General features: G+C 63.4%; 17 protein-coding genes and 2 tRNA genes. 7 read left to right on the forward strand and 12 right to left on the reverse strand.

The window, feature by feature from the left end; genetic code table 11:
• Positions 1–65: 65 nt before the first annotated feature.
• On the reverse strand, positions 66–1,439 hold the full coding sequence (locus QCE69_RS09440) for a cytochrome c peroxidase (protein ID WP_309930425.1): 1,374 nt from the start codon (positions 1,437–1,439) through the stop codon (positions 66–68).
• Between the two features lie 253 nt (positions 1,440–1,692).
• Here QCE69_RS09440 and QCE69_RS09445 point away from each other — a divergent pair, with 253 nt between their 5' ends.
• Complete coding sequence (locus tag QCE69_RS09445; RefSeq protein WP_309917253.1) at positions 1,693–3,255, forward strand: acid phosphatase; 1,563 nt, start codon at positions 1,693–1,695, stop codon at positions 3,253–3,255.
• Positions 3,256–3,344: 89 nt separating this feature from the next.
• Here QCE69_RS09445 and QCE69_RS09450 read toward each other — a convergent pair whose 3' ends face one another.
• Complete coding sequence (locus tag QCE69_RS09450; RefSeq protein WP_309917256.1) at positions 3,345–4,061, reverse strand: GntR family transcriptional regulator; 717 nt, start codon at positions 4,059–4,061, stop codon at positions 3,345–3,347.
• A gap of 183 nt (positions 4,062–4,244) precedes the next feature.
• Here QCE69_RS09450 and QCE69_RS09455 point away from each other — a divergent pair, with 183 nt between their 5' ends.
• On the forward strand, positions 4,245–5,552 hold the full coding sequence (locus tag QCE69_RS09455) for a cyanate transporter (RefSeq protein WP_309930427.1): 1,308 nt from the start codon (positions 4,245–4,247) through the stop codon (positions 5,550–5,552).
• On the opposite strand, the gene QCE69_RS09460 is transcribed toward QCE69_RS09455, so the two are convergent.
• The 6 genes from QCE69_RS09460 to QCE69_RS09485 form a co-directional block, all read right to left on the reverse strand.
• Positions 5,452–5,907, reverse strand: coding sequence for a hypothetical protein (locus QCE69_RS09460; RefSeq protein ID WP_309930429.1), 456 nt, complete (start codon positions 5,905–5,907; stop codon positions 5,452–5,454). The two genes, QCE69_RS09455 and QCE69_RS09460, sit on opposite strands and share 101 nt — an antisense overlap.
• Before the next feature lie 513 nt (positions 5,908–6,420).
• The gene (locus tag QCE69_RS09465; protein ID WP_309930430.1) at positions 6,421–6,741 is read right to left on the reverse strand and encodes a hypothetical protein; all 321 of its coding nucleotides are present in this window, start codon (positions 6,739–6,741) and stop codon (positions 6,421–6,423) included.
• A gap of 2 nt (positions 6,742–6,743) precedes the next feature.
• The gene (locus tag QCE69_RS09470) at positions 6,744–11,003 is read right to left on the reverse strand and encodes an RHS repeat-associated core domain-containing protein (RefSeq protein ID WP_309930431.1); all 4,260 of its coding nucleotides are present in this window, start codon (positions 11,001–11,003) and stop codon (positions 6,744–6,746) included.
• 5 nt (positions 11,004–11,008) lie between these two features.
• Positions 11,009–12,346 (reverse strand): hypothetical protein, encoded by a 1,338-nt coding sequence (locus QCE69_RS09475; protein ID WP_309930432.1) that lies wholly within the window; start codon positions 12,344–12,346, stop codon positions 11,009–11,011.
• 184 nt (positions 12,347–12,530) lie between these two features.
• Positions 12,531–12,607, reverse strand: a tRNA-Arg gene (locus tag QCE69_RS09480).
• Between the two features lie 95 nt (positions 12,608–12,702).
• The gene (locus tag QCE69_RS09485; protein ID WP_309917277.1) at positions 12,703–13,533 is read right to left on the reverse strand and encodes an undecaprenyl-diphosphate phosphatase; all 831 of its coding nucleotides are present in this window, start codon (positions 13,531–13,533) and stop codon (positions 12,703–12,705) included.
• A gap of 587 nt (positions 13,534–14,120) precedes the next feature.
• Between QCE69_RS09485 and QCE69_RS09490 the strand changes: the two genes are divergently transcribed.
• From QCE69_RS09490 to QCE69_RS09500, 3 genes are all read left to right on the forward strand, one after another.
• The gene (locus QCE69_RS09490) at positions 14,121–15,023 is read left to right on the forward strand and encodes an aldose epimerase (RefSeq protein WP_309930434.1); all 903 of its coding nucleotides are present in this window, start codon (positions 14,121–14,123) and stop codon (positions 15,021–15,023) included.
• Positions 15,024–15,136: 113 nt separating this feature from the next.
• A complete protein-coding gene (locus QCE69_RS09495; protein ID WP_309930436.1) occupies positions 15,137–15,838 on the forward strand; it encodes a peptidoglycan DD-metalloendopeptidase family protein in 702 nt (233 codons plus the stop codon).
• A 29-nt stretch (positions 15,839–15,867) separates the two neighbouring features.
• A complete protein-coding gene (locus QCE69_RS09500; protein WP_309917285.1) occupies positions 15,868–16,188 on the forward strand; it encodes a hypothetical protein in 321 nt (106 codons plus the stop codon).
• A gap of 45 nt (positions 16,189–16,233) precedes the next feature.
• Here QCE69_RS09500 and QCE69_RS09505 read toward each other — a convergent pair whose 3' ends face one another.
• The 3 genes from QCE69_RS09505 to QCE69_RS09515 all read right to left on the reverse strand — a co-directional run bounded on the left by QCE69_RS09505 (position 16,234) and on the right by QCE69_RS09515 (position 17,080).
• Positions 16,234–16,386, reverse strand: a complete 153-nt coding sequence (locus QCE69_RS09505; RefSeq protein ID WP_309917288.1) for a hypothetical protein — start codon at positions 16,384–16,386, stop codon at positions 16,234–16,236.
• A gap of 293 nt (positions 16,387–16,679) precedes the next feature.
• Positions 16,680–16,850 (reverse strand): hypothetical protein, encoded by a 171-nt coding sequence (locus QCE69_RS09510; protein ID WP_309930437.1) that lies wholly within the window; start codon positions 16,848–16,850, stop codon positions 16,680–16,682.
• A 153-nt stretch (positions 16,851–17,003) separates the two neighbouring features.
• Positions 17,004–17,080 (reverse strand) — tRNA-Pro (locus QCE69_RS09515).
• Between the two features lie 154 nt (positions 17,081–17,234).
• Between QCE69_RS09515 and QCE69_RS09520 the strand changes: the two genes are divergently transcribed.
• Both QCE69_RS09520 and QCE69_RS09525 read left to right on the forward strand, forming a co-directional pair.
• Positions 17,235–17,693: a histidine phosphatase family protein gene (locus QCE69_RS09520; RefSeq protein ID WP_309917293.1), complete on the forward strand. Its 459-nt coding sequence runs from the start codon at positions 17,235–17,237 to the stop codon at positions 17,691–17,693.
• A gap of 138 nt (positions 17,694–17,831) precedes the next feature.
• On the forward strand, positions 17,832–18,656 hold the full coding sequence (locus QCE69_RS09525; protein ID WP_309917297.1) for a GNAT family N-acyltransferase: 825 nt from the start codon (positions 17,832–17,834) through the stop codon (positions 18,654–18,656).
• A 93-nt stretch (positions 18,657–18,749) separates the two neighbouring features.
• On the opposite strand, the gene ppx is transcribed toward QCE69_RS09525, so the two are convergent.
• The gene (ppx, locus tag QCE69_RS09530; RefSeq protein WP_309917300.1) at positions 18,750–20,261 is read right to left on the reverse strand and encodes an exopolyphosphatase; all 1,512 of its coding nucleotides are present in this window, start codon (positions 20,259–20,261) and stop codon (positions 18,750–18,752) included.
• Between the last annotated feature and the right edge of the window lie 228 nt (positions 20,262–20,489).

Here is a 20,489-nt window from a genome sequence, read left to right on the forward strand (position 1 = left end):
GCGTTCAGCCGCCGCACGGGGCGGGATAGTGCGCTGGTGCGCTGGATCGAGGCCCGGCCCGCCGCTCAGTTCGACACCGACTTCATCTCGCCGATGCCCGTCCCCTTCTGCGAGTCCTTGTCCTTCGCGGGATCGTAGCCGTCGGTCAGTGTGCCGAGGAACGCCACGACATCCTTGATCTCGGCTTCGTCGAGCGCCGGCTTGTCGCCCTTCTTGCGGTCGAAAGGCGGCTCGGTGTTGATGTTGTCCCAGTACTTCTTCGGCAGGTCGTCGAACTTCTGCACCGCGCCCGTCTTCGACACCGGATAGAACTTTTCCGGATTCGTATCGCGCTCGACGTAGAAGCGCACCACGTCGTCGAGCTTGTGATAGATGCCGTTGTGGAAGAAGGTCTTGCGCGTCGCGACGTTGCGCAGCGACGGCGTGCGGAAGATGCCGCAGTACTCGTCCTGTCCTTTGAGATCGGTGCGTTCCAGGCCGCACGCGCCGAGATCGTGATACTTCGGGTTGCGGTTGATCGGCAATGCGCGATTGCGCGGTACGCCGAGCGCGATCAGACCGAAGTCGCTGAACTGCGGCGGCGAGCCGTCCTTCGCGCGCGTGCTGATGTGACAGGCCGCGCAGTTGCCCTTGCTCTCGTCGTTGAAGAGTTGCAGGCCGCGCATCTCGGCGTCGTTGAGCTTCGCGCGGCCGGCGAGGAACGCGTCGTACTTGCTCGTGTACGGATAGAAGCGCTCGGGGCTCTGCTCGAAGGTCTCCAGCGCGACCAGCACCGCGGCGAAGGCCCGCTCATCGTTCTGGAAGACATCGGCGCCGAAGGCCTGGCGGAATGCGTCCGCATAAGGCGAGGCCTTCACCGCCGCCGCGACCTTCGCCGGCGTGCTGCCCATTTCGAACGACGACAACAGCGGAATGCGCGCCTGATCCGCGCCGTGATCCACGCGGCCGTCCCAGGTGAGGCCGCCGGTGGGACCGGCATCGACGCTTTCGTCGCCTTCGTCGTCCGAATCGTGGAAGTGCCGCGTGAAGGCCGGCACGCTCTGCAGATACTTGAGCGAGGGCACCGCGCGAATGCCCGTCTGGTGCATGTCGCTGCCGCCCAGCTGCACCGAGAGCGCATTGGGCGGACCGAACGCGTGCTGCGGGCTGTGACACGACGCGCAGGCGAGCTTGCCCGAGCCGGACAGCGAGGGATCGAAGAACAGCTTCTCGCCGAGCGCGGTCATCTGCTTGACGTGGGCGAAGACTTCGGCGCGCGACTGGGGTTGCGCCGCGACTTTGACGACGGCGCCCGCTTGTGCGCCCTTGCCTGAACTGGCGGCTGCCGCGTTCGTGCCCGTGTTGATGTCGGCTGCATGGGAATCGCAGCCGCTGAGCGCCGCGGACAATGCGGCAAGGGCGAGTGAACAGAGAACGAAAGGCAAACGCATCGAAGACATGGGCTTGGAAAAGCGAATTTGAAAGATGCCGAAGCGTATGTCCAACGTGTGTCTTTCATGTGACAGCGCTGTCTCCCCTGTTGCGCCTGCGTCTCCACCCGAAATTTATTCATTGCAGATTACGCAACCGAAAGCCTTATTACATGTTCACGTCAAAACGACTTGCCACACTGCGCACGCCGGCGGGCAAAGGCTTTCAAAACTGACCAAGCTTGCGTCACGCGCCGGTCCCCAACACAAGAGAGATTCCTCAATGAACAAGAAACTCGTATGCGCGGTGCCGCTGGCGGCCACCGTTGCATTCGGCCTCTACGCTTGCGGCGGCGATGACCATCACGACGACATTTCCTCGGTGAAGAACGTCGTGGTGATCTATGCGGAGAACCGCAGCTTCGACAACCTGTACGGCCACTTCCCGGGCGCGAACGGCCTGCAGAACGTGACGACGGCGAACTCGCAGCAGCTCGACCGCGACGGCAGCGTGCTGGCGACGCTGCCGACGATCTGGACCGGCCTGACGGCGACGGGCGTGACGCCGGCAATCACCGCGGCGATGACGACGAACCTGCCGAACGCACCCTTCGCGATCGATGATCCGAAGGGCTTCAACACGGCGCTCAACGTGACGACGCGGGATCTGTATCACCGCTTCTATGAGAACCAGATGCAGATCGACGGCGGCAAGAACGACAAGTTCGTTGCCTGGGGCGATTCGGGCGCGCTGGTGATGGGTCACTACGACACGCCGCCTGAGAAGCTGCCGCTCTACAAGATCGCACAGCAATACACGCTGGCGGACAACTTCTTCATGGGCGCGTTCGGCGGTTCGTTCCTGAACCACCAGTGGCTGATCTGCGCCTGTACGCCGGTCTACCCGAATGCGGACACGAGCGTGGCGAAGGGCTCGATCTCGTCGGTGAATCCGGACGGCGTGTCGTTGAAACTGGCGAAGGCCGCGGGCTCGGCGCTCGATGCCAACACGTCGGGCCTGTTCGTGAACTCGGGCAACCTGACGCCCGACTTCTACGCGGTCAACACGATGCAGCCGCCGTATCAGCCGAGCGGCAACAAGCCGGCTGCAGGCGGCGACGCAAACCTCGCGGATCCGACCGCAGCAACGACGCTGCCGCCGCAGACGCAGCAGCACATCGGCGATCTGCTGAACAAGGCCAACGTGAGCTGGGCGTGGTACGGCGGTTCGTGGGGCGCGGCGCTGGCGGACCGTTCGGTCATCAATGGCGCGGTCAACGTGGTGCCTGACTTCCAGACCCACCATCAGCCGTTCAACTACTTCGCCGACCTCGCGCCGGGCACGACCAACCGCACGCAGCACTTGCTGGACGGCGGCACCAGCGGTGCCGAGTTCATCAAGGCGATCGACGCGGGCACGCTGCCGCAAGTGTCGTTCTACAAGCCGCAGGGCAACCTGAACGAGCACGCCGGTTATACCGACGTGGCGTCGGGCGACCAGCACATCGCCGACCTGATCAGCCATCTGCAGAAGAGCCCGCAGTGGAAGAACATGGTCGTCGTCGTGACCTACGACGAGAACGGCGGCTTCTGGGATCACGTCGCGCCGCCGAAGGGCGACCGCTGGGGTCCGGGCACGCGCATTCCGGCGCTGATCGTGTCGCCGTATTCGAAGAAGGGCTTCGTCGATCACACGCAATACGACACGACGTCGATCCTGCGCTTCATCACCAAGCGCTTCAACCTGCCGTCGCTGCCGGGCCTGACCTCGCGTGACGCTGCGTTGACGGCGAACGGTGCAGCGAAGATGGGCGACCTGACCAACGCGCTCGACTTCTCGCAGTAAGCCTTTTAGCAGCGTTGTAATGAAACGGGCCGCGGTCGTTTGACCGCGGCCCGTTGCGTTTTTTGCTTGGCAGCGCGATGCGCTCCGTGTCAGGCGCCCGCGAAGAGCGTCGCCAGATCGTTGCCGCGCGCGGTCCCGGCCTGCGCAAGCACGCGCGATTCGAGCTCGTCGATATGCAGACGCATCGTCGCGAGCGCTGCTTCCAGATTGCCGGCTTCGAGGGCATCGACGAGCTGCTCGTGTTCGTCCGATGCGCAGTTGGACACCTTCGACGGATCGAACAGCGCCTTGTACAGCTCGGTCTTCGCGACCAGCTTCGACAGGAACGCCTGCACCTCGGGCGCGTTCGCGAGTTCCGCCAGCAGCACGTGGAAGCACCCCGCAAGACGCACGCATTCTTCCACGCTGCCCGCCTTCACCGCCCGCTGCTCGGCCTTGACGTGAGCGCGCAGCGCGCGCTTCGCCTGGGTGCCCAGCGCGCCGCACAGCGATGCGACGATGCCCGCCTCCACCACCTGCCGCGCGCGATAGGCCGCGCGGATATCGGCCACCGTCGGCGACGGCACGAACGCGCCGCGGTTCACTTCCAACGTCAGCTTGCCTTCCGCGCCGAGGCGCGCCAGCACCTTGCGGATCGTGCCGCGCGTGCAGCCAAAGGCGGCGGCCAATTCGCGCTCGACCAGTTGCGCGCCCGGCGCGAGCTTGCCCTGCAGCAGCGCGGAGGTGATCGCCGCGTGGACGCGTGTCTCGGGCGCGGGCGGATTCGCGGCGGGATCTGTTTCCGGTTGGGTAGTGCTTGCGGCCATGGTGCCTGCGATGTGCCTTCGATGCCTGGATTGTCCTGCATTGTAACGAGTGCTTGCGCCGGCGCACGAATCCGCTGTATCAGCCCATGCGCATATTTGGTTGACCAAAAATTGATAAAATGGTCAACCAAACGAACGATTCACCGAGGGCTGCCCCATGGAAACATCGACATGCATTGCGCAATGAAGCCGCGCACGCCGGACCTCGCGTGGCTCGTGGTGATCGTCGTGATCGGCCTGAACCTGCGGCCGCTGCTCACCTCGATCAGCCCGCTGATGAGCGTGATCCTGCCTGCGACGGGACTGTCGTTTCGCGGGGCGTCGCTGCTCACCGGCTTGCCGGTCGTGGCGATGGGCGTGTGCGCATTCGGCGCGAGCGCGCTCGCCCGGGCGGTCGGCAACGCGCGCGGCGTGGCGCTCGGGCTGGTTGCGATCGCGGCGGCTTGCGCGGGACGCTGGTTCGCGGGCAACGCGACGGCGCTGATCGTCAGCGCGGCGGTCGCGGGTACGGGCGTCGCGGTGATCCAGGCGCTCTTGCCGGGCGTCATGAAGACGCGTTTTGCTGCGCGCCTGCCGTTTGCGATGGGTCTCTATTCCGCCTCGATCATGGCGGGCGGCGGGCTCGGCGCAAGCATCACGCCGGGCGTGGCGTCACGCGTGTCGTGGCAGGACGGGCTCGCGGTCTGGGCGCTTCCCGCGCTCGTCGCGCTGGCCGTCTGGCTGATGCTGATGCGCGTTGATGCGTTGCCGCGCCCTGCCTCGACGCAGCATCCCGCGGCGGCGCCGTCGCTCTTTCTGAACCGCCGCGCGTGGACGCTCGGCGTCTTCTTCGGGCTCGTCAATGGCGGATATACCAGTCTCGTCGCATGGATGCCCGCGTATTACCAGCAACTCGGCCAAAGCGTGAGCGCAAGCGGCGCGCTGCTCGCGCTGCTGACCGTTTTCCAGGCGTCATCGGCACTGCTCCTGCCGATGGCCGCCGCGCGCTTCGGACACTGGTTCGGGCATGCGAAGGATCGTCGGCCGTGGCTTGCGCTGGGGCTCATCGCGCAGTTGGGCGGCTTCGCGTTGCTGCTGCTCGCACCGCTTGCCGCGCCCGTCGCGGCGGTTGCGCTGATGGGCGGCGGACTGGGCGGCGTGTTCGCGCTGTCCCTTGTCCTGACGCTCGATCACGCCGACGATCACGCGCTCGCCGCGCGGCTCGTCGCTTTCGTGCAGGGCGTGGGCTTCGTGATCGCGGCGCTGGCTCCGGTCGTGGCGGGCGTCGTGCGCGATCTGAGCGGGGGCTTCTCGATGACGTGGATGATGCTGTCCGCGAGCCTCGTCGCGATGCTGGCGCTCAGTGGCGTGTTCGGACCGTCGGGGTATGCGCGTGCGATGCGGCCAGCCATCAACGCACGGCGTGACAGGCGAAGTATTCGTCGAGCAGATCGGTCATCTGCCACACCGGACACGGACGGCGGCAGTGGCCGTCGTAACCCGCTTCCTTGAGCAGCGCGATGGGCTCCTCCGGGAGGAAGCCGCTCATCGCGACGATCAGGCGGTCTGCGTCGTCGGCGGCCGTGCGGAGTTCGCGCACGAGCGCGTAGTTGGCGCTGCCGCCGACGCGCGTGTCCAGCAACAGCACGTGCGGACGCCATTCGGCGATGCTGTGTTTGACCGTGGCGGCGTCCAGCGCCAGTTGCGACGGAAAACCCTTCAACTCGAACAGCGACACCAGCGAGGCGCCCAGTACGCGTTCCGGCAAGGCAAGCAGCACACGCCGCGCTTCCGGGCGCAGGCGTGTTTGCTTGCGGTTCCAGCGCGAGCATTGGGACGGGCTGGTTTCGTAGGCGCGGTTGTTCAAGGGGTTGGTCCTTGGGCGGTTCTTTTTTCGGTTTGCTTGCGGGCGGTTGATTTGTATCCGTCACCGGTGCGGCGCATTGCGCGCCATGTTGGCGCGCGTGTGCACCGCGTGCGGGCGGTAGGGTTGGTTAGTCCGGACGTGCAAAACCCGCCGCTCCCTTGCTCGGCAGGGTCGCGGGGTCGATGCCCGACAGAACACCAGGAGAGGTAGGGCAGGAACTGCGCCAAGTGGGGTGCATGAAGCCGGATCAGCGTCGATGTCGCGCGGGTGCGAGCAGCTGTCGGTGAATGATTGATGTGCAAATCGCGGGGGAGGCACCGCCCCCTCCTGACGGCTTGGACTTTTCCGCCTTAATGCAAGCTTGGCGAGGTGATTGCTGCACCACAGTTCGAATACGCCGGCGTCAGGTCACCGCAGCGCGTGGGATTCAATGTTGAGCGCAGTCGACTGACGACTAATGGATCAAGAATAGGTTACTACTGTAACAATTTACTGGTCGGGATCTATTTGCTTTTACCACTTGGACTCCTCTCCGTCCTCATCGAGGATGAAGATTGCTGTTTCAGATCTCATCCAGTCGAATAAAAATTTGAGATCAATCTCGATGCTTGGGGGGTGAGCACCAACCTCCAGGAAGATATTTTCTTCCTTAAAAAATATGCGGACATCATAGTTCCACTTCAGCTGGCCGTTTTCCTCAGTTCCACGCATCCGGTAGACAGAATCCTTCTGATCAAGGAATGTAGGAAGGATTTGTATTTGACGTTCAATATCTTTCCTATGCTCTGCATACCAGTGCACATCATGGAAGGATAAGAACAATTCAGCAGACAAGGCTAATCTCCATGATTTCGTCCTGAAACAGCAGGAAAATCCTGTGGGTTTCGAAGTCCTATATGAGCCGCAGCTGAGTACTGCGTTACAACAGTCAGCCCATCGTCTGCAAGTTCAGTCGTTCCCGGCTCGCCGTGTTTTCCTACAGATTTGTGGGCATGGGCGTTGTTTCCAGATTTATGCGGTCCACTTTGCGCATTTCCATAGGCATGTATTTGGACCTCTGATCCATCCGAATGACGCCAGCGCTGATTCCGAGGATTCAACGGATTCGTTCGGATAAATCCAGCGTCCTGCAACATCTGCTGGATTCTCCCAACAGACCATCCACGTAATGCGGGAAGCCTCTCGACTGCATCACCACATGCAAGCCCAAGCGGATCGATCCACCCGAGCGGGTTCGGCGCGAATTGGTAAGGATTCGTCCCGCCAAGCAATCCAATCGGGTCTTGCGATATGAAACTGCCGGTTTGGGAATCGAAGTATCTGTGCCGGTTGTAATGCAACTCCGACTCTTCGTCGAAGTACTGGCCCTGCAACCGGATCGGCTGCTCGATGCGCTGCGTCCCGACATGATCGACCCTACCCGTGACGCCGTAGTGTACCTCCCATATGATCTCGCCGTCTGCGTTGCGCAGGCATACCGGCGCGCCGTTCGGGTCGTTCTGGTAGAAGTAAAGATGCTTCGATGAGGCGGACTTTGTCTGCATCGCCAAGGGCTCGAAGCTGCCCAGGTGATAGGCATAGAAGCGTGCTGAGTCCTGTTTGTTCGCAGCGCGCCGTACCTCACCCGCCATCGCATCGCCGTCCCACAGGAACCACGTTGGTGAACCGTGCTGGCTATGTTTTCCATGCCACGCCTCGGTCGCCCGCTTGCCGATGCGCCGTCCCAGCGCGTCATAGCGATACGCCCAGCGCTCGTTGTGCGTGTTCTCGAAGCCCACCAAGCTCCCGAACGCATCCCACTCGAAGCGCTGCACACCCTGTCCGCCGCCCTGGCGGATCACCAGTTGGCCCGCCGCATCCAGTAGCCAGCGCGCGCCATCGTTGTGGTGTAGTTCTCGCCCGCGGTCGTCGTCGCATACGACCTTGAAGCGGTCTCCGTGGGCGTCGTAGGCGAAATACTTCAGCCACCCGACCGGATCTGTGTGCGCCACAATACGCCCGAGCGGGTCATAGCTGAATTGATCGCTACCGGAGCGGCTGTCGCGGCGTTCAATCAAATTGCCGCTGATGTCATAGCGGAAGTGCGTGTCGTCGTCGTGCACGCCGGCGCGGCGGGTTGCATGACGCGCCAGGCGTCCTGCGTGGTCATATTCGTAGACGTGTTCGAGGCTTCCGGTGAACTGTGTACGAGCCAGCCGTCCCGCAATATTGCGCGTGAAGCGGATTGGCTCGTTGTCGTCGATCTGGATGGATTGCGGCGCGCCCAGCGCGTCATACGTGTACGTGAGCGTCTGCTCGAACACGGAATCGGCTGTTTGCAGCTTGCGCGTCTGCTCAGTCAGACGCCCGGCCCCGTCGTAGGCATACGCGAGCGTTCCCGTCGCGTCGACGTGCTGTTGCAGCTCCATCAGCAGTTGCCCATCGGGGTCATAGGCGCGCTTGACTATGCCGTTTGTATTGCTTGCGCGGATCAACTGGCCGCGTTTGTCGTACGCGAACGCTTCGCTTTGATCGCTGCCTGCAACCGCACGCCGTACGATGCGCCCCAACGGATCGCACGTCACCGTCAGCACCTGCCCCAACGGATCGATACTCTGCGTCAGATGCCCCGCCGGATCGTAGGCGTAGCGGCGCGAGCGCTTGTCGTAGCCGATTTCCTCGATCAGCCGTCCCACCGCATCGCGCTTCAGATGCCACGTTTCTCCTCGCTCATTGGTCACGCCGACCAGTTGCTCTTCCGTGTTGTAGCGATAGTGGGTGACATTGCCATTGGCGTCGATGCGGCTCGCCAACTGGCCCTGTCCAAAGAAGCTGAAACGCGTGATATGGCCCGCTTCATCGGTGTACTGCGTGAGGTTGTCTTCGGCGTCGTATGCGCAAAACACGTAACCCGGCGAAGTACGGGCCACGAGTCGCCCCTTGGCGTCCCATTTATAGGTGGCGGCTTCCTCGCCCGGCGATTGCCGTTCGATCAGCTTGCCGCGCGCGTCGTGCTTCAATCGCGTGGTGCGTCCGAGCGGATCGGTCAATCCCACCAGATAACCCAACGGGTCATAGTCGAGGGTCGTGACCTGTTGGGCGGCGTTGCGCACCCGAATCAATTGACCGCGTGGGTCATAAGCGAATGCGGTGACAAGGCCCGAGGGCGTAGTCTGCGCAACGAGATTACCGCGCGTGTCCCATGCCTGCTTCCACTGGCCGCCTTCCGGATCAGTAATGGCGATAGGCCGCAGATTGTCGTCGTACTCCGTGCGCGTCGCGCTACGATTCGGCAACGTGTGCGTCAGCAGATTGCCGCACAGATCGTATTCCCACGTGGTCCTGTTTCCTGCAGGGTCCACTGCTGCAACCGTGCGTCCCAGCCCGTCATAGCGATAACTGGACATGCCACCCAACTGATCGATCAGCATGACCGGCAACCCGCGTTGATCGCATTGCAGGCGCATGAGTCCGCCGAGCGAATCGGTAATACGCGTTTCGCGATAGGTCAGGTCATAGTCGAAGCGATAGTCATAAAGACCGCCATCGCCCCATGCGTGATCGACGCGCCACAGACCGTCGTCATGCATTTGATGCGAGTAGTAAAACGACAGACCATTGCGATCCGTATGCCGCACCATGACGTGCTCGCCGGCATAGCCGAAGCTGTAGGGATGATCGAGCGCATCGTGGACCGCGATCAGATCGCTGCGCGCATTCTGCTCATAGCGCACCAGCGGCCAGCGTTGGCCTTGTGCATCGTGCAATGTCACCCTGCCGATGCAGCCGGGCACATCGCCCGCAGCGCAGTGCACGAGGCGCCCCGTCGCGGCATCGCTCGACCATTCGATGAAGCGCAGTGCGCCTTCACTGGGTAACTCGATACGCCACGCATTGCCGTTCAGATCATTGAATTGCGTAAGCCACGACTGGAGCGGTTGCTGCGGACTGGCGGCAAGCGCCTGATCGCGCCATTGCTCGGGCATCGCGAAGCGGTGTTCGATGCCTTCCCGACTTCGCACGATCAACCGCGTGCCATCGAGATAGAGCGCATAGCTGCCTATGCCTTCGATGATGCGCGCACCCCAGCCTTCATCCGCTGGCATCTGATCGAAGGACACCCATTTGTCAGGGAAGCAGACAATGCTGCCAATTTCCCCATCGTGCTCGAAGAGTTCGATGCGGATATCAGCGGGCGATTGCCAGCCGCAGCCCACTGCGCCCAGACGGGTGTCGTGACTTGCGTAACGACGGTTCCACACGAGCGGCAGCCGTCCCGGCACGGTGAAATCGTGCTGCTGCACCACGACCTCACCCGTGATGCCGTTGACCGGTTCGCCAAAGACCCATTGAGCGACGAGTCTGACGAAGTTGCCCCATCGTCCGTTGCCCACGCGATCCTGAATCGCTCTGGACACGTGGCAGGCACGCGACGGTTTGGACAGACCGTGCGAGAAGACTGCACGCATCGCCATGCCGGCGAGCGCCGCGATACTGGGCACGGGCGGACCGCCCACCAGCACCGGACGGGATGCCGGAATCGGCAGCATCACCGAAGTCGGCAGCGACATGCTTCCACGCCGGGTGTGCTCACTGTTGTGTGACAGCGAAAGCATGCCCGTGAACCAGCAGGTCAGCGCGGGCAGCACCGCATAGGCCATAGGATCACCGTTGGCCTGCACGGTCATGCTGCCGAGGAAGGCCTCGCCGTTACCCGCGGGCTTGGGCGCATCAGAGCCAGTAAAGACACCGCCGATCGGAAAATGCAGCCCAGGCAGATGCATGGTCTGCGTGCCGGCGGTCGAGCGCATCAGGCCGTTGATCCAGATCCGACCACCGCCACCGCCGGCAGTCACCGCAGCGGCCATCGCGCCCGCCGCGACCGCCGCCGCGCTCACACTGCGCATCCCAAGCTTGACGATGGCTCCCGCACTCATCGCCATCATCCCCATCGACACCATGCTGCCGACGCCTTCCGGCAGCGTCGACAGGTATTCCATCGGATCGAGCACGAAGCCCACGTGCGGATGCGGCAGCGGCAAGACGACGCCCGCAGGCGTCTGAATCAGATGCACGTCCACGCCGACGACGGGCGTCAGGTGCGTGACCGCCAGCATGCCCACTAAGCTTGTTCCTTGATGCTATCGATGCGCTGCGCGATGACCTCGGGCGGCAATGGCTTGATGGTTTCAGGCCAGTTCTCGCCGTACAGGGCCATGAGTCGGGAAGTCAACTCGCCCCGCCGCTTGTGCCACATGCCGACACGCCCAAGCGCCTGCTGCGCGACATGCTGTACGTTGCTGTTCGCGCGCAGTGCCGGATCGATCCACAGTCCGAAATCAAGGGCCCGGAAGTTCGCCTCCAATGCATCTTCCTGACGACGCATCTGATTCATGCACTCGCCGACCATCCGCCACGCTTCGACGCAAAGAATGCCGTCCTGCTCGGCTTGGGCAAACGAAGCAGCCTGTTCGTAGCGCTCGGCGGCGCGGGCGTACTTGCGCTGCATCCAGTGAACGCTCGCCTCACCGAACAGGCTGTTGACCGCCAGCTTGTTGCCTGCCGCATGCCCGGCGTTCAACGCCTGACGCGCGGCTTGCGTGGCCTGTTCGTACGCATCGAGCGCAAGACCAGATTCATTCCATTTCAGATACGCAGCGCCCGCGATCAGATGCACGGTCACACTCTGATCGAACCAGCTTTGTTTGCTCGCGATGGCCAGTGCCTCGGCACGCAAGGACTCGAGCCGCACGGCATCGTCCTTTCCGAGCGCTTCGCTCAATCCCACGAACAAGCGCTGGAAGTCACCTTGCGGGCCGCGCTGATCCGATTCGACAAGCAGTTCACGCGGCAGCGATTCCATGCCGTAGTGCCCTTGCACCACGACCATTTGCTCAGGCCTGCGCTGACGCAGCCAGGCAAACGCATCGGCGTCGGTGCCGGTCAACACGAAGCGCACGCGCCCCGCTTGCCATGCGTCGCGCTCGATGCCATCGAGCAGATCGTTCAACCATCGCTCGAAAGCATTCGGCTTGCTGACCTGCACCGGTTCGAGCATCAACACCAGTTCCGGAAACACGTCCGGATGATGCCGCAACAAGCTGCGTGTGAGTGCGAGTAGATAGGCGGTCGGCGTCTCGCCTTGCGGGTCCGGCGCATGCCAGTCGGCGGCGACGCCATTTGCGCGCGCACCTTCGCGCCTGGCTTCGTAGAACGCGATGATTTCCTGAGCGAGCGCCCGAGCGTATTGATCCGCGTGATCGAAGCGCGAGGTCAGTTGCAGCACCGCATTCGACAGCATGCGCTGCCGCTGAACATAGACCTCCACCATGCGCAGGTCGGCTCCGTTTGCCTGCCAGTAGAGAAGAGATGCGCGTGCGTTATTGCGAAAACACAGCCAATCCTCATGCACCGCCATCAGGCGACGTTCAACCGGATTGCTGGGGTGCCATGTCTGCATCGTGCGCTCGAAGCCTCGTTGATCGAAGCTACCGAGCCTGCCGCATCCGGCACTGCAACGGAATGATTAAAGTCTGAAAATGCAGAAGTGGGCGACACCGCCAGCATGAAAACAGGAAACCAGAAACCAGAAGCACAAACAGAAAACCCAGTCACACGGACTGGGTCTTGGCACCTGATGTCATTGGCCCGCCCTACACGACTCGAACGTGTGACCTACGGCTTAGAAGGCCGTTGCTCTATCCAGCTGAGCTAAGGGCGGATATCGACGCGCGCGGTCTGGATGACACAATCCATCCGCGGATCTGAAGAGACCGCGATTTTACCTCATTCCCGGTCGTCCGCATCCCGCTTCGCCTAGAGCGGCTGCGGATGCATCATGAACCAGCCGAGGAAGAAGATCCCCGCGATCACGCAGTACACGCCGAACGACGCAAGCTTGCCGTGCCCTTCAAAGTAACGCATCAGGAAGCGCACGCTGAGATAGGCCGCGATGCCCGTCAGCACGCCGCCGAGCACCGAATCGAACAACTGGCCCGGCGCATGGAACAGCTTCGGCAGTTCGAGCACGCCCGCCGCGAAAATGATCGGCGTGCCGAGCAGGAACGAGAACTCCGCGGCCGCCTCGGCCGTCAGGCCAGCGCCGACGCCCGCGATCATCGTCAGGCCGCTGCGCGAAAAGCCCGGAATCAGCGCGCCGATCTGCGCCAGCCCCACCAGAAACGCCTGCTTGAACGTGAGCTTCTCCGGAGCCTGCAGCGCGCGACGCTTCTGCAGCCGGTCGCCGAACCACAACAACACGCCATTGACGATCAGCGCTGCCGCCACGATCCGCAAATCGTGAAAAAGTGCCTCAAGGCGCTTCTCAAGCAGCAAGCCGACGATGCCCGTCGGAATCGTCCCGATGATGAGCGCCCACATCATGTGGCCGTCGTCGTTCTTACGTCCGCCGAGTGACGCAAAGAAGCCGCGGATCAGCGCGACCCAGCGCGCACGGAAATACCACAGCAAGGCGATTGCGGTGCCGAGATGCAGCGCGACGAGAAACGGCAGCAACTGCGGCGCATGCTTGTCGATATGCATGCCGATCAGTCCGGGAACCAGCAAGGTATGGCCGAGACTGCTGACGGGGAAGAGTTCGGTAACGCCCTGCAGGACGCTCAGGAATACGAGAAACCACAGAGTCACGCGTCGGTCCTTTTTCGGGAAGGGAGGGACGCGCCGTGCAATTGCATCCCGGCGTCCCGCGCGTCGCGCGAAGCCGGACGAGGCGAACAGGGAGATCAGGCAGGAAGGCTGAGTGACACGGCGCACGAACGGACCCGATTATGCCGACAGGCCTATCGAGCGCCAAGCGCTACCGCACACAAAACAGCACACAAAAGACACCGACAGACAATCGTCGGCGAAACGACAGATTACCGAAAGACCATTAGAGGATTCTCGAAAGAAATGCCCTTGCGCAAGCGCGCTGCATCCCGGCGGGTCAGGCCTTCAGCTTGTACAGAAAAAGCGCCGTGCTCGCCCCGAAGAGGCCGAACATCGCGACACCCATCGCCATCGCCAGATCCATGGTCACTCCTTGTCCGTCTGGTTCCCAACATTAGGAACCTATAAGACCATATCGGCCGGACATCGGTCAGTCGCAATTTCCCGCAAAGGGTTTCCATGTAGAAAATTTGAGGCAGAATCGTCCCACTCGCGAGCAGCGCCGTCCTGCTGTCTGCTTTTCCCGACGCGCGCAAGCCCCACCCTCAACGGAGTGCACGGCCATCATGTCAACGCAACAGGAAGTCATCGAAATCGAGCGCGACGGCGCCGCCCTTCTGCTCGCGCCGCATGCCGGCGGACGGCTCATGACCTGGCGGGTCGGCGGCGAACCCGTCATTCACTGGCCCGATGCGCCCGACTGGTCCAACCCCGCCAAGATCCGCGGCGGCAATCCGTTATTGTTCCCGTTTCTCGGACGGCATTTCGTCGACGGCGAGATCGGCCATTGGCGCGATCCCGAAGGCGTCGTCCATGCACTGCCCACGCACGGCTTCGCGCGCGACCTGCCCTTCACGTGGACGCGCGACGCCGATGGCCATGGCGTGCGCATGACCCTCGTCGACAGCGACGCCACCCGCGCCGGCTATCCGTTCGCGTTCCGCTTCGAGGCGGCTTACCGCATCGTCGATGCGCACACGCTCGAGGTGGAACTCACCACGTCGAATCCGGGCGAAGTGCCGCTGCCCTACTACGCCGGCCATCACTTCTACTTCCATCTGCCGCACGGCCAGCGCGCCGAAAGCAGCGTGCAACTGCCGCACACCGAACGCCGGCGGCAATTGCCGGACGGATCGATCACCGCCGCCGAAGCGGGCCTGGCGAGTTATTCGCTGGCCGATCGGGCCATCGTCGACGTGTTTCACTGCCTTACCCGGCAGCCCGACGAACCGATGCTGCTGAACCTGCCCGGTCTCGGGCGCACGGTGCGCCTGGAACTGCAACAGCCCGATTCGGTGCCGTGGTATGCCGTCACCACCTGGACCGAATCGGATGCTTCGGACTTCTACTGCGTCGAGCCTTGGATCGGCCTGCCGGACGCCATCCACAACGGCCGCGGCCTGCGCTGGCTTGCGCCCGGCAAGACCGAAACGGCATCGCTCAGACTGGTCGTGACGCCCGCGGCATGATGCGCCGCGGGCGGCTTTCTGTTCGGGCAAACCCGAGCCTGTAAAATCCTGCCTTTCTTTCCGCCGCGCGACAGTGCTCCGACTCCGCGCGGCGACGCCTTGCGAGGTCAGGTTTGCAAACAGGAATTCGACGGCTCGTCTGCACGTCACTCATCGCAGTGCTGGCCGCCTGCGGCTCCGCGCCGGTCGGGCCCGGCTTCTATCGAGTGGAGCGCGGCGACACGGTATCGAAGATCGCGCGCGCGAAGCGCACCAGCGTCGCCAACATCGCGCGCTGGAACGGGCTCTCCAACCCCGACGCCATCGAAGTCGGACAGGTGCTGCGCGTCGCCCCGCCCGCCGGCAGCGCGACATCCTCGACGTCGTCGGCGGCCTCCTCCGGCTCGACGGACGCCGGTGCCGGCGCCCAGTCGGCCGCGCAATCGCCGGCACAAGCCAAGGCCGGACCAGGCGTGTCGCTCGTCTGGCCTGCGCAGGGCAGCGTGATTCGCGGTTTCGACGGCAAGAATTCGAAGGGCGTCGACATCGCCAATGCGGCGGGCACGCCCGTCATCGCGGCGGCGGCCGGCAACGTCGTCTACGCAGGCAACGGCCTGCGCGGCTACGGCAACATGCTGATCATCAAGCACGACGACGACTATCTGACCGCCTACGCGCACAACCGCACCCTGCTGGTGAAGGAAGGCCAGACCGTGCAGCAGGGCCAGCAGATCGCCGAAATGGGCGATACCGACAGCAACCGCACGATGCTGCATTTCGAAGTGCGCTACATGGGCCGCTCGGTGGACCCGGCGCGCTATCTGCCGTCGCGCTGAACGCGCGGCGGACGTTACAAGGAAGATCGATGAAGCTGAAGAAGAGGATGAACGCTGCCGCCGTCTGCGCGGCGCTCGCATTGACCGGCGCGCTTGCAGGCTGCGCGCATACGACGAAGATGACCTACCTGCCCTCGGGCGATACCGGCTTCGCCATCAACTGCAGTGGCGGCGATGCCGCCACCAGCTGGGCGGCCTGCTACAAGCAAGCGGGAGAAACCTGCGGCGCCTATGGCTACGACGTGATTTCGAAGGATGCCGACAACGGCGCGACGGCCGGCGGTTCGGTGGGCGGGATCTTCGGAGCGAACATCAAGAATCGCTCGATGGTGATCCGCTGCAAGCAATGATCGCTGCCCCGGCGGCGTAACGGCCGACCATGCACGCGCATTCTTTCAGGCGTCGGAGGCGGCCATGACATCGTTTTCCGGGAGCGTGTCGGACGGTGTGCGCCAGTGTCCCGACAACGGATCGATCCGCGCGGCAAACGCGAACAGCGAGGCCAGACCCAAAGGGGCGACGACGGCGAAAACCCACAGCAGATTCATGATCGATACGTTTTGAAACAATTTGTTGGATCATACCTGTCCAGCAAAATATTCGCCCGGATGATTCGTCAGTGTGTGCGGTAGGTAGCTATTTCCGATTCTTTCCCTCGGGGCCCTTCACCCTGCCTTTTGCAACCCGTTACGCTCCGAAACAAGCGCATACAGCCGTGCCGCGCGCGTCTTCTTAGAATGTCTTCAGCCCGCGCGCGGTATCCGCGCGAACAGCCGGCGCGGGTCAGAGGCCCCGGTGCGAACGCATCGGGGCTTCGCCTTCGTATCGGCCATGAAGAACGTTATTGCGGTTGTGCCGGTGCGATGATCGTCGGCGGCGTCATGTCGGTGGGCACGCCCTTGTAGTCGGGCGGATCCTGCGGCGGATGCTTGTGATTCGGGGCGTCTGCGCATGCGGACAAGCCGAGCGCCAGCGAGAAGGCAATGACAAATGCAAGAACGTTACGCGGCATGGTGCTCCCGGACAGGGTTGAACAGGCATCGGCTGGACGGCCGGCCGAGTGAATCTCATCGGATCTTCATCGGAGCGTTCAATCACGCGCCGAATGAACCTCAGAAACGGCAAAGGGGTTACAAGCCGTAACTTGTAACCCCTTCGTGTGTGGTGGTCGGAGCGATAGGATTCGAACCTACGACCCTCTGATCCCAAATCAGATGCGCTACCAGGCTGCGCTACGCTCCGACGAGCCGCGAATTGTAGCGTGCCGGCCACGCGTCCGCAATGCCGCACATGCATGCTTCTTGGCAACCACGCGGCAACCACGCGCGGGCACGCAACTTCCTGTAACGGAACCCGCGCGTGAACCTGCGCATCCCCTTCTCAGCGGAGACAAGCGATGAACCTCATTCTCTGGCGCCATGCCGAAGCCGAAGATCAGGCGCCGAGCGATCTCGCCCGCCAGCTCACGTCGCGCGGACGCAAGCAGGCACAGGGCGTCGCGCGTTGGCTCAAGGCGCGCGTCGGCGATGACGCCATCCTGCTCGCCAGCCCCGCGACTCGCACGATCCAGACGGCCGAAGCATTCGGCGATCGCTATCGCGTCGTCGATGCGCTCGCGCCCGGCAACAGCGCCCAAGCCGTGCTCGACGCCGCGGGCTGGCCGGACGGCATCGGCGAGACGGTCGTGGTGATCGGCCACCAGCCGACCCTCGGCCGCCTGGCCGCCCTGCTCATGACGGGCACGGAAACGGAATGGTCGGTGAAGAAATCGGGCGTCTGGTGGTTCCAGTCGCGCACGCGCGCGGGCGACGGCCAGACCGTACTGCGCGCCGTCATCAATCCCGATCTGCTGTGAGCTGAAACGGGTCACGCGAACGACGGCACGGTTCAAGGCGTTTCACTGAAACGTCATTGCCATGCCATGCGAGCGTCATCGCGGATTACTACATTGGCGAGGACTCAAGCCACAGCCACGTCCTGTCGAGGAAAGCCAATGCAAGATCTGCCGACGCCCGTCCTGCAACTCGGAGCGGCATCCTTCTCGCTCGAATCGCGCCGTCATCTTCCGCGCACGTCCGAAACCCACACCGGACGCGAGCGTCTGCAAGTCTCATGGGCGCGCGACGACGACGCCCTGCGCGATGCCCAGCGCCTGCGCTATCGCGTGTTCTCGGAAGAGATGGGCGCGCGTCTTTCCGGTCCTGCGGGACTCGACGTCGATGTCTTCGACGCCTATTGCGATCATCTTCTCGTGCGCGATCTCGACAGCCTGCAAGTGGTCGGCACGTATCGCGTGCTGCCGCCGCATCAGGCCGCGCGTATCGGCCGCCTGTACGCCGAAAGCGAGTTCGACGTGTCGCGCCTCACGCACCTGCGTCCGAAGCTCGTCGAGGTGGGCCGATCGTGCGTGCATCCCGACTATCGCAACGGTGCGGTGATCATGTCGCTGTGGGGCGGCCTCGCTGCCTACATGATGCAGAACGGCTATGAAACGATGCTCGGCTGCGCGAGCGTCGGCATGATCGACGGCGGTCACTACGCTGCGAATCTCTACACCTCGCTGTCCGCCGATGCGCTCACGGCGCCCGAATACCGCGCGTTCCCGCATACGCCGCTGCCGGTCGAGGAACTGCGCACCGGCGCGAACGTCAGCCCGCCGCCGCTGGTGAAGGGTTACCTGCGCCTGGGTGCGAAGATCTGCGGCGCGCCTGCGTGGGATCCTGACTTCAATACCGCCGATTTCCTCACGCTGTTCCGTCTGTCCGACATCAACGCGCGCTATGCGCGTCACTTCATCGGCGACATGCAGGGACGCTGAGCGGCTCTTGTGGCACGCGTTCAGGAAGAAGGCCCCGGTGCACTCATGCGGCGGGGCCTTCTTCATTCCGGCATCGTTACTTCCATCGGTGCTTCAGTCACCCGTGTAGACCACGCGATACGGACGTCCGATCTTCTCCCACTCCATGGCCTCCTGAACGAGGCTGTAATCGGTGAGCGGATTGTTCGTGACCCAGTCGCTCGGCAGACGCACCTCGAAACCGCCGCCCGCCGTCCGCACCTCGATGCCCGGCAAGCCGACCTCCGCGCGCCGACGCGACAACAGCGCCGCGAGTCGCAGACAGAACAGCAGCGTCCAGTCGACGTCGCGCGTCTGCGCGAGCTTGCCGAGCTTGCCCGCGTGTCCAAGCACGAGCGTGGCGAGACGCGCCTGATCGGTGCGTGAGAAGCCCGGCATGTCGGCGTTGCTGGTGATGTACGCGGAATGCTTGTGATAGGCACTGTGCGCGATCGATAGCCCGATCTCATGCAGCGACGCCGCCCACGCCAGGAACATGCGGTTCTCCTCGCGCAGGTCTTCGTCGGGCTCGCCGAGCTGGTCATGGAAGCTGATGGCGAGCTCGCCGATGCGGTCCGCCTGCGCCCCATCGACGCCATAGCGCCGCTTGAAGCCCTCCACGGTGACCGTGCGCATGTCCTGATGCTGCGAGCGGCCCAGCAGGTCATAGAGCACGCCGAGACGCAGCGCGGCGTCGGTGGTGTCGGCATAGTCGATGCCCAGTTCCTCGAACACGCCGAGCATGATCGACAGTCCGCCCGCCAGCACCGGCACGCGATCCGGCTTGAGCGCGGTGAGCTTCAGCCGGTTGACGTTCTCCGCCTTGATGACCGCGCGCTTCAGCCGTTCGAGACCGCCGCGCGAGATGCCGTGCGTGATGCCTTCGTCGTTGAAGCCGTTCGCTTCGATCAGCTCCGCCAGCGCCCGCGCCGTGCCCGACGAACCGATCGCCTGATCCCAGCCGGTCTGCTTGTACTCGCTCGAAATGATCTGGATCTCGCGCTTGGCGGCGAGTTCGGCCTGGCGCATCGTGTATTCATCGACGTTGCCGGACGGGAAGAACTGGCGGCTGTGGCTCACGCAGCCAATGTAGAGGCTTTCCATGTGGATCGGCGTGTAGTGCGAGCCGATGACGAATTCGGTCGAGCCGCCGCCGATATCGACGACGAGACGCCGGCCCGCGATGGCCGGCACGGAATGCGCGGCGCCGGCATAGATGAGGCGCGCTTCCTCGCGTCCGGCGATGACTTCGATGGGAAAGCCGAGCGCCGCTTCGGCTTCGGCGAGGAAGTCATGCGCGTTCTTCGCGACGCGCAAGGTATTGGTGGCGACTGCGCGCACCTGGTCCGGATGGAAATCGCGCAGACGTTCGCCGAAGCGCTTCAGCGCGTCCCAGCCGCGCACCTGCGAGGCGCGGTCGAGCAGCTTGTCACGCGAGAGCCCGCCGCCGAGGCGGACCGGCTCGCGCAGCGCATCGACCTGATAGATCTGGCTGCCGGCGGGCGTTTCCTCGACCCGGCCGACAATCAGCCGGAAACTGTTCGATCCGAGGTCGACTGCGGCAAGAAGGTGGGGATGTGTGACCATCGGAGATCCAGAAAACGTGATGTGGGAGAGCACTGTTGCTTCGGCACTGCTATTTCGGCATTGCTACTGCGGCATTGCTACTGCGGCATGGCTACCGCCGCGTTGTTGCAGCGCACGAATTCCGCACGAATTCTATTGCATGCCGGCGCCTTCCGCGTCCGCCCGCTTCGTGAACCCTTTCACGGGCGAGTGCGCACGCTCCGAAGACGCTATTCGCATTGTGAGTAG

The organism is Caballeronia sp. LZ032 (assembly GCF_031451315.1).
Lineage (GTDB): Bacteria > Pseudomonadota > Gammaproteobacteria > Burkholderiales > Burkholderiaceae > Caballeronia.

Excerpts from the sequence above, each read along its gene's own strand:
- QCE69_RS09450 (WP_309917256.1), bottom strand. The coding sequence starts at position 4,061 with ATGGCCGCAAGCACTACCCAACCGGAAACAGATCCCGCCGCGAATCCG.
- QCE69_RS09455 (WP_309930427.1), top strand. The coding sequence starts at position 4,245 with ATGAAGCCGCGCACGCCGGACCTCGCGTGGCTCGTGGTGATCGTCGTG.
- QCE69_RS09470 (WP_309930431.1), bottom strand. The coding sequence starts at position 11,003 with ATGCTGGCGGTCACGCACCTGACGCCCGTCGTCGGCGTGGACGTGCAT.
- QCE69_RS09445 (WP_309917253.1), top strand. The coding sequence starts at position 1,693 with ATGAACAAGAAACTCGTATGCGCGGTGCCGCTGGCGGCCACCGTTGCA.
- QCE69_RS09475 (WP_309930432.1), bottom strand. The coding sequence starts at position 12,346 with ATGCAGACATGGCACCCCAGCAATCCGGTTGAACGTCGCCTGATGGCG.
- QCE69_RS09505 (WP_309917288.1), bottom strand. The coding sequence starts at position 16,386 with ATGAATCTGCTGTGGGTTTTCGCCGTCGTCGCCCCTTTGGGTCTGGCC.
- QCE69_RS09440 (WP_309930425.1), bottom strand. The coding sequence starts at position 1,439 with ATGTCTTCGATGCGTTTGCCTTTCGTTCTCTGTTCACTCGCCCTTGCC.
- QCE69_RS09525 (WP_309917297.1), top strand. The coding sequence starts at position 17,832 with ATGCAAGATCTGCCGACGCCCGTCCTGCAACTCGGAGCGGCATCCTTC.
- QCE69_RS09500 (WP_309917285.1), top strand. The coding sequence starts at position 15,868 with ATGAAGCTGAAGAAGAGGATGAACGCTGCCGCCGTCTGCGCGGCGCTC.
- QCE69_RS09510 (WP_309930437.1), bottom strand. The coding sequence starts at position 16,850 with ATGCCGCGTAACGTTCTTGCATTTGTCATTGCCTTCTCGCTGGCGCTC.
- QCE69_RS09490 (WP_309930434.1), top strand. The coding sequence starts at position 14,121 with ATGTCAACGCAACAGGAAGTCATCGAAATCGAGCGCGACGGCGCCGCC.
- QCE69_RS09520 (WP_309917293.1), top strand. The coding sequence starts at position 17,235 with ATGAACCTCATTCTCTGGCGCCATGCCGAAGCCGAAGATCAGGCGCCG.
- ppx (WP_309917300.1), bottom strand. The coding sequence starts at position 20,261 with ATGGTCACACATCCCCACCTTCTTGCCGCAGTCGACCTCGGATCGAAC.